Genomic DNA, 13,693 nt, shown 5'->3' on the forward strand with positions numbered 1-13,693 from the left:
GGCGGGTACTCAGAAACTGACCCGCCTCGGTAAGTGGAGTTTTAGAACGATAAGTTATAAGACCGCTGGCAGTGTCGCTGCAGGGAATGAGCTGACCGGTTCTGCTGCCACTTGGGTTTCAGCCTTTTTTGCTGCTCCGGTGACGGAGCGTTTGTGCTGCAAGTTCCAGCCGCTGCCAGGGGAATAGACCACCGGCGGGCGGTAGGCCGCTTCATTCAGTGGATGACGAATGCGCCAGGCCAAGGGGTTTGGCTCGACTTCATAGACACTGCCAGCAACCCGGATGAAGTGCCGTCCGCTGTAGTTGCGCACTCGCTGATCATCGTCATCGGGATACGCCTGATCCATGATCCGGTTGGCGGCGTGGGCTTTTTGTTCGTATCCGGACAGAGCCCGTTTCCACAGCAAAGCGTTTTTTTGCGGATTGGAATGGTCTTGCAGCTCAAACTTTTTGAAGAAAACAGCTGCCAACTCGCTGGACGAATCGGGGCTTTGGGCATGGGCGCTTTGACTATTGGCCTGCGCAGGGGAGAGTTTTTCCTTCAGGTCCAACAGGGCGTTGAGTCCCTGCAGCTTTTCGCTGAACGTCCAGTCTTCGACACCGATAAACACTTCGCTCAGCAGAGTATCTGGCGTACCGGCGCGGATACGTCTGCTGAAATCGTAGATCAAGGTTTCGGAGAGTGACGGGCGTTGCTGCAATGCGCGATTTTCACGTCGTTTGTCATGCATCGACTGGTTGACCTCGGCGACGGGTACAGCCAGTTGCTTGACGTCGGAGGCGAATTTATCCAGTTGCCGTTTAAACAGGTATTCGAATAGTCCATGACTCAACGGGACGAAATTTATGTCTTTTGAAAATGACACGACGGACAGTTTTTCATTGAGGAAATCCTCCTGATCGCTGCTGTTCAGTTGAGAGGCGAATACGTTCCGCAGCGGCGATTGGCCAAGCAGACTGGCGGCCAGACGGATCCGACAGTTGTCTTCATTGTCGTCCTGGTAAAAGCCGCTGCCTTTGTCGTCAGGCACATAAAGGATGTAACGATCCTGAGTGGATTCATGAGTCAGGCGACAGATAATCAGCACAGCATTTACCAGATACTTGCCAAAGAGTTGCACTGAACAAAGTTGGATCGGCGCGTTATTGAAGCACTCACCATTGAATATATCGTCATTGCCCTCGGTAAATTGAGTCAGCATGAATAACTGCGATAGGTGAATGTCTTTACTGAAGTACCGGTTGTAAGCGGCCAGCCTCATATTGAGTTTGCCAAGCCGCATGGCTTGCAACTGGACATCTGGCCCTGTAAATGTTCGCGCGATCAGTTTCTGGTATTGATCACCGAGATCGAGTTTACGACTCAACGCTGCGAACGCCTGCGCGGTAAGTCTTGAATCTGCGGCGCCTTCGGCGGGTGCATCCTGAGCATCGGATAGCGTTGCGCTATCGGCGGAAAAGTAATCAGCAGCGGCCTCGGTCTCGGTGAAATTGAGCATTGCTGCCCGCAGCAAGGTACAGGCGTGCCTGTCCTTTTCCGAACCTGCCTTGGGTACGAGCTTGATGAGGTCCTGGACCCTGAACCGGGGGCCGTAGGTGGTACGCAACTCGTCTCGAAGTATCCGTCCGCAAAACTTGTTGGGGCTATCCAGTGTGGGCAGCAACGTTTCAAAAAAGGTCTGGAGCGGCAGTGCCTTTTTCAGTTCGGATCGATAGTCGGCAATTCTCGTTTTGTCGGCGTTCGGCAGCTTGTCGGTGAGGAATTTTTCGACAATTTTTGCTTTGTCCCAGTCATTGATCTCATTGAAGACCTGAGTCAGTAAGTTGTCGTTTCTTGGTGGGGCAGGTTGTTGCTCCAATGGCAAAGTCATACAAACACTCTCATCGCGGAAGGAACCCTGATGTTAGGCGCAGTGGCTGCGAAAAAATAACGACATTAATGAATGGTTTGGTGCGTGAGTTCAGCGAGATTTTGAACGTTTGATATACGTATATACCGCACGCTTATTGGCCGAATATGTCTATTGCATCTGCATTGAAAACTATCGGTTTTTGTATTTCCTGTTTTTGTTTTAAATCGATAAGGTCAATGGCACATACCTGCAATAAAGGACTATTGCGATGACAACCATCCAGAACAAAACCGAGCTGCGGGCGCCGACGCAGACCGAGATACTCGGCACCTTGCTCGAAGCCACTGGCGATCTGGACAGTGCCGAAGCACTGCAAAAGAGCCTGCCCGAGATACTCCTGAAAAGCTCGATTGCCACACTGGCCGCGCTGGATCAGATCGCGCGTGACCTGCATGCCATTCAGCTCAAGGTTGAAAAGGATCTGCTCCCGCTCACACCCTTGAACACCTTCTGTATCACCGAATTGACCCTTGCGTTGAAGGGCAAGTGGTCAGCGGTGTTTGATGTTGAACAGGATCTTCTGAGTCTGCCGGGGCCCGATTGCGGTTGTGCGCCGACATCGACCGACGACAAGGGCATTGAAACCGTCCCGCATGCCACCCAGTCTCTGCTGCAAGCCGCCATGCAGAATTTCAGTGAAGACGAGGCGGCCGACGGTTTCCCCGAGGGCAGTCTGGTGCGGGTGAATAGTGCACCGTCTGGTGTTGAGGGATTGACCCCGGCCGCGTTCGCCAAATTCTGTCGTGAACTGGATCTGGGCAAGCGGTATCAGGAACACCTTCAAAAGGTGTTCAGCATCGTCGAAAGCGACGGCAGGATTACGGCCAGCAGCGGCATGACCCGCGACATCGCCACGATGAAAAAATACCTGCTGCAACTGGATATGCATCTGGCCGGGCTCAGGTCTCACATCACGCCGGAAGGCGTGCGCATGCTGCGACAATTGGCGGCCGCTGACGGCAAGCCCTCCGCACAAACCCTGCGATACGGGCAAAGCCCCATGATCATGCAAGGCATCGAAATCCTCGACAGTTGCATCTGGGGCGTCGTGGTGTTTTCCGCACGGTCGGTCGAGTCGTACCCGGACGAATGGTGCCTGGTGTACATGGCCGGCGAGCCCGAACGGCCGCTGTACGAATACCCCAGTTTTACCGCGTTCAAACAGTACCTCACGCAGAAGCTGAGCGTGAAAAGCTACAAGGACTACTTCACCAACAGTCTCGATGAAGATGACAAGGCAGACTTCTTCAAAACCTTCGCCAGCACCTCCGATATAGGGCACATCCGGCAATTACCGATCAGCGTGCCGTTGTTCGAATTCATGCTGCAGAGTCATGTCGGCAAGCTGCAGATCGACGCGCGCAAACTGGCCGTGCCGACCGCCGATATCGATGAAGAGGTGCGAGACAAACGCCTGCTCGATTTCCTTGAGCTGGGTGTGACGATTGCGACGGTGGCGGGTTTTTTCGTGCCGGTCGTCGGGCAGTTGATGATGGGCGTCGCGGCCGGGCAACTGCTCGCCGAAGTGTACGAAGGTGTCGAGGATTGGCGCCGGGGCGATCATCAGGAGGCACTCTCGCATCTGTTCAGTGTCGCGGAAAACATCGCCTTGATGGGGCTGTTGGCCGGTGGGCAGAAAGCGGTGGGGTTGCTGGGCAGCAAACTGCTCAGTGCTCATCCGGAGTTCTTTGGGCAGTTCACTGCTATTACCAATCCGGCCGGACATCCACGGCTGTGGAAGCCTGACTTCGCGATGTATGAGCATCGACTGCCGGAGGGTTTCACGGTGGCCGCCGATTCCGAAGAGATGTACGAGATCAGGGGCAAGATGGTCGGTCGCGTCGACCATCGGATCGTCTCCGGCTTCGTCGATGCGCAGACCCGGCGCTGGCGCCTCGACCATCCGCAGCGCCCGCAAGCCTATGCCCCTGAGCTGGAGCGCCATGTCGAGGGCGGCTGGCGATTGGCGAGCGAACATCCCGAGCTGGGGACCAGCACGCCCTATACCCTCAAGCGCATGGACCCGCATCTGAGCGAGTTCGTCGACAGCGATCTGGACATGATGCGCCGACTCAGCGGCGTTACCGAGGATGAGTTGCAGCGTGCCTTTATCGACAACCTCGCGTTGCCTGTTCGGTTGCGCGATACCGTGGAACGAGTGCGCATCGAGCGGCAGTTGCGCCAGCTCATCCGCGAGCTGGGCTTGGGTGAAATCCACTCGGATCAGCCAGTGCAGGAACAACTGCACGGTTTACCGAAGTTGTCAGGTTGGCCGACGGACCGTTACATCGAAGTCCAAGATAGCGAAGGAGCCGTCAGTGCCAGGTATCCCGCGCCCAGCTCCCCTGACGACACACTCAGTGTGGTGGTCAGCGAGGATGAGCTGGATTCCGGGCAATTGCTGCAAACGGTGATCGACGGCCTGTATCAGAAGGAGGTCGATACGTTGCTGGGCAGCAAGGTGAATGGCGAAGGCGAAAGTCAAGCACTGGCGAAGAAGCTGGGTGCGGCACTCAAGGCTGATCGTCGTGCGGTGTTCGAGCGCATGTATCAGCGCTATGACCAGAGTGAGGTCGACGAGGTGAAGAAGTTGCGCAGCGTGTTTGCCGACATTCCTGCGCGTTACGCTCAGCAGTTGATCGAACAGGCGTCGAGCGTCGAGCGTATGCATTTGCGCGCAACCGGGCGGGTGCCCCTGGGGCTGGCGCAGAAAGTCTGTGATGCCAGCGCCGCTGTGCGCCTGGATCGGGCGTTGAGCGGGTTTCACCTGCCGCGGATTGCCAATGCGGATAACGAAAAACTCGCCATCCAGTTGCTGCCCCGTTTGAGTGGTTGGGATCCGGCTCTGCGTCTAACCGTGCGGGAGAAGTCACTGACCGGGCCAGTACTGGAAGCCATCGGCGAGACGACGGCGACCCCCTCGAATACCTGCACGCTGGTCAAATCCAGTGACGGTTATGAGGTATTCGCCGGCGACGAAAAATCCCTCGGACGCGTGGCGGCGGGCCCGGACAGCCTCTACACCGCGATCCTCAAGGCTCTGTCGCCGCGCCAGCGTCTGGCCGCCGGTTTTCCCGATCCTGTTGACGCCGACAGTGCACGGCTGCGCAGCAAGCTATTCGATGTGGCACTGGATGAGCGTGAAGCCAGTGCGCGGATCCTGACCGATGGCAAGCTTGAACCACTGGTCGCTGAGCCTGCCTGCCTTCAGGCCGATCAAGCGCCGGCAGCGACGAGCCATCCCCGGACGTTACTGCGCAAGGTCAAAAAGCTCTATCCACGGTTTTCCGAGACGCAGGCCAGTGAGTTTATTGACGGCCTGGGAACTGACTCGCTGACCCGCGCAACCCAGGTCAGAACGTTGCGCCGCGACCTTGAGCACTTGCGCGAGGTGCTGGATAAATGGAGCGAGGACAAGGACGCCATCAAAGCGGTGGGCGGCGATTCGGCTGAAGTGCAGCACAGTCGCAAATGGGCCGCCGAGCAGATAGAGAACAGCTTTCGACGGATTCTGCTGACTACCGATGAGAGTGGAAAATCAGTCTGCACCTTGAATCTGGACGGCATGCGGGTCGGCAAACTGCCAACGTTACCCTCCGGATTGAATTTCGATCACATACAACAGTTGTCGCTGAAGAATATGGCGCAGGACGACGACCTCGTGTATTTCCTCAAGGCCTTCAAGCAGGTCGAATACCTTGAACTCGACAGCAATACTCTGACCCGGCTCCCTGAAGTGCTGTCGCACATGCCCAAGCTTGCCCGGTTGAGCCTGGCCGGCAACCAGATCAAGCTGACCGAACACACCCTGGCCAAACTGAGCCAATTGCGGACACTGCGCCGCCTGAACCTGAGCGGTAATCCGCTGGGCGCGACCCCGGACGTGAGCAATCTGTTTGACTTGCGTGCCTTGGCCCTGAACGACACCCGCGCCACCGAATTGCCCAAAGGCCTTGCACGCCTGCCGTATCTGGATTGGGTCGATTTGCGCGGTAACGAGATCAAGGACCTGCCGGCGTGGCTGTTCAAGGCTCCGAAACATTTCACTCAGGCACTCAATCTGCGTGGCAATCCGTTGTCGCTGAGCAGCCGCACCCACTTGGCCGACTATCGAAAAAACATCGGCATCGGCATGGGCTATCTGGAAGACGACATCGCCCGCCTCGATGAGCAGCAGGCGCGCTCGTTGTGGTTCAAGGATGGGGCTGGCGCGGATTGGGGGCGGCGTAACCGGATCTGGACGGCCTTCAAGGATGATCCGAGGGCCGAGGGCTTGTTTCATCTGCTCGCGGAACTGGGTAATACGGCCGACTCTGAAAAAGTGAGTGAAGACATGCATCGACGAGTCTGGTCGGTGCTTGAAACGGCCGCACCCGATGTGATCCTGAGTGAGCAGGTGCTGAACCTGGCCGCCAACCCGATCAACTGCACCGACAGTGCAGCCATGAACTTCAGTCATCTCGAAGTCGCGGTGGAAGTCAACAGAGTGACGCGAATTGCGAGCGGTCAAAGCAGCAGCGCGAAACCGCTGCTCATGCTTGGCCGAGGTCTGTTTCGGCTGGATCAGCTTGATCGGATTGCGCTTAAGCATGCCAGCCAAAATCCGGCGACCGATCCGCTGGAAGTCAACCTCGCTTATCGCATCGGCTTGGCCGATGCGCTCAATCTGCCGGGGCAGCCACGGCATATGAAGTTTGCCGTGTTGGGCGGAGTGAGCGCGGCGGATCTGGAAACGGCTACAAACACGGTCAAAGCGGCGGAGCTGTCTTCCGAATGGCTGACGTTCATGCAGCGTCAACCATTCTGGGGTGACTACCTCAAGCGTACGTTTGCACGAAAATTCACCGCCATTGATGAGAAATTCGCGCCGCAGATGAACACGGTTTTCGAACAGGCAACCCAGCTGACCACGGCGGATTATCTGAGCCAGATGGACGCCATCCAGTCAAAGCGAGAGAAGGCGGTACAAGCCGAACTCTCACGCCTGACCGACGATGCGATACGCCTCGTCGATCTGGGCATCTGTGCGGTGCCCGATGCGTGAAATCTACTTGCCGCGAATCAGCTGGCGCAGCGCGAAACGGTTCGGATGACAGGCCTCCGCCACGCTTCTTGGCAGCGGCAACGGCTCGTTGTCCAGCCAGGCGGCGAGCAGTTCGCCGGACAATGGCGCGGTAATCAGGCCGCGCGAGCCATGGCCACTGTTGACGTATAAACCGTCGAGCCATGGGCAGGCGATGTCCGGCACTTGCCGGGCATCCTTGCTCAGCGCGGCATAGGCTTGAATGAACGCTTCGCGGTCGGCAAGGGGGCCGACGATCGGCAGGTAGTCCGGGCTGGTGCAACGGAAGGCCGCTCGGCCCTGGAGGTCTTCAGGCGCCTGTTGATCGATTTGCAGACGCGCCACCAGATCGCTGGAAATCTCCTCGAGCATGGCCAGATTGCCCAAGTGTTCGGCGATGGTCGGAGTCAGGTCGTTGCTGTTGAAATCGAAGCTGGCGCCCAGGGTGTGTTCGCCCAAGCGTGCGGGTGCGACGTAACCTTCGGCGCACACCACCGTGGCCAGTGTCTGGCTGTGTGCAGTCTGCGCCAACCGGGTGATCTGTCCGCGAATGCGCTTGAGTGGCAGCTCGGCGCTTTGCGCAAAACGCTTGATCTCGGCAGCGCCGGCCAATACCACGACCGGCGCGCTGGCGAGCAGGTGGTCGCCGTCGAAGGCCTGCCACTGGTCATCGACCTTGCGCAGATCAAGCACTTCGCGATGGCTGAGCAGTTCGACATTCGCTTGCGCGGCTTGCGCCTGACACAACGCGGGTGGATGCACCCAACCGCCTTCGGGATAGTACAAACCGCCGTGGGCCACACCGACCCCGGCGCGGGCCTGTGCCTCGGGCTGGTCGAGCCACTGCAGCAGGTCTGGCGGGAACGCTTCTGCCAATTGCGCGTGGCGCTCGGCTTCCTTGGCGTTGAACGCCAGCTGCAGCACGCCGCAATCGTCCCAGTCGCTGCCGCGTTGCAGGGTTTCCAGCAGGCGTCGGGTGTAGCCGAAGCCGCTGACAATCAGTTGCGACAACGCCGTGCCATGGGCCGACAGTTTCAGGTACAGCACGCCTTGCGGGTTGCCGGACGCTTCTTGCGCAACGGCTGCGTGGCGCTCCAGCAAACTCACTTGCCAGCCGCGTGACGCGAGGCTGGCGGCCGTGGCGCAGCCAGCCAGACCGGCGCCGATCACCAGCGCCCGTCGGTCACCGTTGAGCGGGGCAGGGCGCGCGAACCAGGGTTTTTCCGCTGGCGGCGGGGCGACGTCCTCGGGCCAGCCGAGGAATTCGCCACGGAGAATTTCCCATTTGTGGCCGATGCCCGGCGTGCGTTTCATCTTGAACCCGGCGGCGTTGAGCAAACGCCGCACCCAGCCGGTGCTGGTAAAGGTGCTGATGGTCGAGCCGGGTGCCGCCAGACGGGCCAGTTCGACGAACAGTTCGGCGGTCCACATATCGGGGTTCTTCGCCGGGGCGAAACCGTCGAGGAACCACGCGTCGATTTGCGCGTCCAGTTGCGGCAACTGCTCCAGGGCATCACCGATCAACAGCGTCAGCGTCACTCGACCGTTGGCCAGGGTGATGCGCTGGAAGCCTTGATGGATGGCCACGTAATGCTTGAGCAATTGATCGGCGAGCGGTTTCAGCGCCGGCCATAACGCCAGTGCGCGTTGCAGGTCGGCAGGGCTCAACGGGTACTTTTCGACACTGACAAAATGCAGCCGCGCACTGGCCGAGGCGTGCTCTTCGAACAGTTGCCAGGCACAGAGAAAATTCAACCCGGTGCCGAATCCTGTTTCACCGATGACCAGTCGCCCGCCCGCCGGCAATGCCGCAAAGCGCTCGGCCAGACGGTTCTGTTCAAGGAACACATAACGGGTTTCCTCCAGCCCCGACTGGTCGGAAAAATACACGTCATCGAACACTCGCGAACGCGGGCGTCCCTGGTCATCCCAGTCGAGTTGGGCATGGGGCATTACAGGTTTCATGGCAGGCTCGGCAGCAACAAGGCCGCCATTCTAGCCGATCGCGCAGGGGCTGCTTGATCCATGGCAAGGCTTGGGTTGGCAAGCTCAAGGACAATGGGTGATTCAAGACCTGAACCGATAACCCTGTGGCGAGGGGATTTATCCCCGATGGGCAGCGAAGCGGCCCCAAAACCATTCAACCCTGCTGCCTCAGTCAAACCGCGTCTAATGGCTTTACGACTGCTGCGCAGCCGGTCGGGGATAAATCCCCTCGCCACAAGGGTTTCCATGCACGTCAGGTTTGCCACGCAATTCAAGGGTTGCCATTGCACACAGAATCAGGGGAATTTCTCCTCCTTGCCCGTGCCCAATCCGCTAGTCTTGCTGAACCCTGGAAGGAGCCGTCCCATGTTTGAATCCGCTGAAATCGGTCACGCCATCGACAAAGACACTTATGAGGCTGCCGTCCCGGCACTGCGTGAAGCACTGCTGGAAGCGCAGTTCGAGTTGCAGCAGCAGAAGCGCTTCCCGGTGATCATTTTGATCAACGGTATCGAGGGCGCGGGCAAGGGCGAGACGGTCAAATTGCTCAACGAGTGGATGGACCCGCGCCTGATCGAGGTGCGCACCTTCGATCAGCAGACCGACGAAGAACTGGCGCGGCCACCGGCCTGGCGCTACTGGCGGATGCTGCCGGCCAAGGGGCGGATGGGGATTTTCTTCGGCAACTGGTACAGCCAGATGCTCCAGGGCCGGGTGCACGGATTGTTCAAGGACCCGCGCCTGGATCAAGCGATCAATGCGGCCGAGCGCCTGGAAAAAATGCTCTGCGATGAAGGCGCGCTGATCTTCAAGTTCTGGTTCCACCTGTCCAAGAAACAGATGAAGGCGCGGCTCAAGGCCCTCGCTGACGACCCGTTGCACAGCTGGCGCATCAGCCCGCTGGACTGGCAGCAATCGGAGACTTACGACAAGTTCGTCAAATTCGGCGAGCGCGTGCTGCGCCGGACCAGTCGCGACTACGCGCCGTGGCACATTATCGAAGGCGTGGATGCGCATTACCGCAGTCTGGCGGTCGGCAAGATTCTGCTTGAGGGTTTGCAGAACGCCCTGAAGCGTCCGGACGTGCATCCCCACGATGTCAGTGCTGCGCCATTGGGCACGGCGGTTGATCAGTTGAACCTGCTCGACAGCCTTGATCTGACCCAGCGCCTGGACAAGAAAGACTACGAAGAGCAACTGATCACCGAGCAGGCGCGGCTGTCCGGGCTGATGCGTGACAAACGCATGCGCCGCCACGCCTTGGTCGCTGTCTTCGAAGGTAATGATGCGGCAGGCAAGGGTGGGGCGATTCGCCGGGTGGCGGCGGCGCTCGATCCGCGTCAGTACAGCATCGTGCCGATTGCCGCGCCGACCGAAGAGGAGCGCGCGCAACCGTACCTGTGGCGGTTCTGGCGGCATATTCCGGCGCGGGGCAAGTTCACCGTGTTCGACCGTTCCTGGTATGGCCGGGTGTTGGTGGAACGGGTCGAAGGCTTTTGCAGCACCGCCGACTGGATGCGCGCCTACGGCGAGATCAATGACTTCGAGGAGCAGGTCGCCGACGCTGGGGTGATCGTGGTCAAGTTCTGGCTGGCCATCGACAAGGACACGCAAATGGAGCGTTTCCAGGAGCGCGAGGAAATCCCGTTCAAGCGCTTCAAGATCACCGAAGACGACTGGCGTAACCGCGACAAGTGGGACGATTACCGCGCCGCCGTTGGCGACATGGTCGACCGCACCAGCACCGAGATCTCGCCATGGACGCTGATTGAGGCCAACGACAAGCGCTGGGCCCGGGTCAAGGTCTTGCGCACGATCAACGGGGCTCTGGAAGAGGCGTTCGAAAAGTCCGACAAGAAGGCCAAAAAGCACAAGGACTGAGCCGATGAACACGCATACGCGGGGTGAATGATTGTCGCGGTCGGTAATCGGGTGGACTTATGCTCAGGTCCACTCTCAACCGACAACAACAATGAGGTATGCCATGCGTGAAGTGGTGATCGTCGACAGCGTCCGGACGGGCCTGGCCAAGTCCTTTCGCGGCAAGTTCAACCAGACCCGCCCTGACGACATGGCGGCGCACTGCGTCAACGCGCTGCTGTCGCGCAATGACATCGACCCGGCGAGCGTCGAAGATTGCATCGTCGGCGCCGGCTCCAACGAAGGCGCTCAGGGCTACAACATCGGTCGTAACGTCGCGGTGCTCTCGCAACTGGGCACGGGCGTGGCCGGCATGACCCTCAATCGATTCTGTTCGTCGGGTTTGCAGGCGATCGCGATTGCTGCCAATCAGATCGCCTCGGGCTGCAGCGACATCATCGTCGCCGGCGGCGTCGAGTCGATCAGCCTGACCCTGAAAAGCGTCAACACCGATCACCTGATCAACCCGCTGCTCAAACAGCAGGCACCGGGCATCTATTACACGATGGGGCAGACCGCCGAAGTGGTGGCGCGGCGTTATGGCGTCAGCCGTGAGGCGCAGGATCGCTACTCCCTGCAAAGCCAGATGCGTACCGCACAGGCGCAGGCCGCCGGCTTGTTCAACGATGAAATCGTGCCGATGGCGGTGAAGTATCGCGTCGAGGACAAGAACAGCGGAGCCGTGCAGATTCTCGAAGGCATCGTTGATCGTGACGATTGCAACCGCCCGGACACCACTTACGAAAGCCTCGCCGGGTTGAAACCAGTGTTTGCCGAAGACGGTTCGGTGACGGCGGGCAACTCGTCGCAATTGTCCGATGGCGCTTCGATGACGCTGGTGATGAGCCTGGAGAAAGCGTTGCAACTGGGCCTCAAGCCGAAAGCGTTTTTCCGTGGTTTCACCGTCGCCGGTTGCGAGCCGGATGAAATGGGCATCGGTCCGGTGTTTTCTGTGCCGAAACTGCTCAAGGCCAAGGGCTTGCAGGTGGCGGATATCGATTTGTGGGAACTGAACGAGGCGTTCGCCTCGCAGTGCCTGTACAGCCGTGACCGGCTGGAGATCGACAACGAGAAGTACAACGTCAATGGCGGCTCGATCTCCATCGGACACCCGTTCGGCATGACCGGGTCGCGTCAGGTCGGCCATCTGGTGCGGGAGTTGCAGCGGCGCAATCTGCGTTACGGCATCGTCACCATGTGTGTTGGTGGGGGGATGGGCGCGACGGGGTTGTTTGAGGCGGTGCGTTAAATAGGCAGGATTTGTGTTGTCTGATCTGGCCTCTTCGCGGGCAAGCCCGCTCCCACAGGTTTTGTGGTGTTCGCCACTGATCCTGTGGGAGCTGGCTTGCCAGCGATTGAATCACCCTTGATTACCGGTTTGAATCCAGAAGCTGCATCCGCGCGATATAGGCTTTTATCTCCAGCTCAGCTTTCTCGGGACTGTCAAACGGCCCCTCAAGGGTATTTTCCCGCGTGCTGAAAAACAGTTCGCCATTGACCCGACACACCCGGTCGCTGCGAAAGTGCGTGGCGGGGGCGGGGTCCTGGCGGCGCATGCCTAACATGGTCGGTCTCCTTTTTATGATGCGCTGAAACGGATCCAATGAGCTTATGCCTGAAGCACTTACCCTGCTTGCTCTGCCGATCAACGGCGGCGCGTCAATTTAATGCTGCGACCTGCACAGTTTCATTCGCGGCGTGTCCTGAACTGTCCCTGTGTTGCGTCCGTTGCCAAGCCTAGAATGAGCGCACTTGTCGGCAGGCTTCGGGGTTCGCATGCACATTTCATCGGGTCGCTGGGTGTACGGCTTGTTCCTGGCGCTGCTGACGGCGTTTTTGTGGGGCATCCTGCCGATCAAGCTCAAACAGGTCTTGCTGGTGATGGACCCGATTACGGTGACCTGGTTTCGCCTGACGGTGTCCGGCGGCTGTCTGTTCATTTACCTGGCGGCGGTCAAACGCCTTCCGAGCCGCAAAGTGCTTGGCCCCAAGGGCGGCTGGCTGGTGTTGATGGCCGTGCTCGGGCTCGTCGGTAACTACGTTTTGTACCTGATGGGCCTGAACCTGCTGAGTCCCGGCACTGCGCAACTGGTGGTGCAGATGGGGCCGATCATGTTGCTGATCGCCAGTCTGTTTGTGTTCAAGGAGCGCTTCAGCATTGGCCAGGGCATTGGCCTGGCGGTGTTGCTGATCGGGTTTGTGCTGTTTTTCAATCAGCGTCTGGCGGAGTTGCTGACCTCGCTGTCGGATTACACCGCCGGGGTGTTGCTGGTGCTGCTGGCGTCGACGGTCTGGACCTTTTATGCGCTGGGTCAGAAGCAATTGCTGACGGTGTGGAATTCGCTGCAAGTGATGATGGTGATCTACCTGTTCTGCGCCTTGTTGCTGACGCCTTGGGTGCATCCGCTCGAAGCGCTTGAGTTGAGCCCGTTGCAGGGCTGGCTGCTGTTGGCGTGCTGCATGAACACGTTGATTGCCTATGGCGCGTTTGCCGAAGCGTTGGCGCATTGGGAGGCATCGCGGGTCAGTGCGACGTTGGCGATCACGCCGTTGGTGACGTTCGGGGCGGTGGCGATTGCGGCCGGGGTCTGGCCGGAATATGTGCATGCCGAGCAGATCAATGCGCTCGGTTATGGCGGCGCAGTGCTGGTGGTGCTGGGGTCGGCGTTGGTGGCGTTGGGGCCTTCGTTGATTGCCGGATTGAAGGCGCGGCGGCTGAAGGTGGCAGCGAGTTGAACCGCGTCATCGTTCATCGCGGGCAAGCCATGCTCCCACAGGTATGCACATAACCCTGTGGGAGCGGGCTTGCCC

At 59.1% G+C, this 13,693-nt stretch carries 7 protein-coding genes; 4 read left to right on the forward strand and 3 right to left on the reverse strand.

Features of this window, described 5'->3' with window-relative positions:
* Positions 1-54: 54 nt before the first annotated feature.
* Positions 55-1,872 carry a dermonecrotic toxin domain-containing protein gene (locus ACIONG_RS15225; RefSeq protein WP_401300628.1) on the reverse strand — a complete coding sequence of 606 codons (1,818 nt, stop codon included), beginning with the start codon at positions 1,870-1,872 and terminating at the stop codon, positions 55-57.
* Between the two features lie 250 nt (positions 1,873-2,122).
* On the opposite strand from ACIONG_RS15225, the gene ACIONG_RS15230 reads away from it, so the two are divergent.
* Positions 2,123-6,958, forward strand: a complete 4,836-nt coding sequence (locus ACIONG_RS15230) for an NEL-type E3 ubiquitin ligase domain-containing protein (RefSeq protein WP_401300631.1) — start codon at positions 2,123-2,125, stop codon at positions 6,956-6,958.
* Between the two features lie 3 nt (positions 6,959-6,961).
* On the opposite strand, the gene mnmC is transcribed toward ACIONG_RS15230, so the two are convergent.
* Positions 6,962-8,941, reverse strand: a complete 1,980-nt coding sequence (gene mnmC, locus ACIONG_RS15235) for a bifunctional tRNA (5-methylaminomethyl-2-thiouridine)(34)-methyltransferase MnmD/FAD-dependent 5-carboxymethylaminomethyl-2-thiouridine(34) oxidoreductase MnmC (protein ID WP_401300634.1) — start codon at positions 8,939-8,941, stop codon at positions 6,962-6,964.
* Positions 8,942-9,328: 387 nt separating this feature from the next.
* Between mnmC and pap the strand changes: the two genes are divergently transcribed.
* Both pap and ACIONG_RS15245 read left to right on the forward strand, forming a co-directional pair.
* Positions 9,329-10,843, forward strand: a complete 1,515-nt coding sequence (gene pap / locus ACIONG_RS15240) for a polyphosphate:AMP phosphotransferase (protein WP_401300637.1) — start codon at positions 9,329-9,331, stop codon at positions 10,841-10,843.
* Between the two features lie 103 nt (positions 10,844-10,946).
* On the forward strand, positions 10,947-12,131 hold the full coding sequence (locus ACIONG_RS15245; protein WP_401300640.1) for a thiolase family protein: 1,185 nt from the start codon (positions 10,947-10,949) through the stop codon (positions 12,129-12,131).
* A 121-nt stretch (positions 12,132-12,252) separates the two neighbouring features.
* On the opposite strand, the gene ACIONG_RS15250 is transcribed toward ACIONG_RS15245, so the two are convergent.
* Positions 12,253-12,447 carry a DUF6316 family protein gene (locus ACIONG_RS15250; protein WP_103305657.1) on the reverse strand — a complete coding sequence of 65 codons (195 nt, stop codon included), beginning with the start codon at positions 12,445-12,447 and terminating at the stop codon, positions 12,253-12,255.
* Between the two features lie 211 nt (positions 12,448-12,658).
* Between ACIONG_RS15250 and ACIONG_RS15255 the strand changes: the two genes are divergently transcribed.
* Complete coding sequence (locus tag ACIONG_RS15255; protein ID WP_213026241.1) at positions 12,659-13,618, forward strand: DMT family transporter; 960 nt, start codon at positions 12,659-12,661, stop codon at positions 13,616-13,618.
* Positions 13,619-13,693: the final 75 nt, after the last annotated feature.

The sequence above is a fragment of the Pseudomonas sp. NPDC087817 genome (assembly GCF_044742875.1).
In the GTDB taxonomy this organism is placed as follows: Bacteria; Pseudomonadota; Gammaproteobacteria; order Pseudomonadales; family Pseudomonadaceae; genus Aquipseudomonas.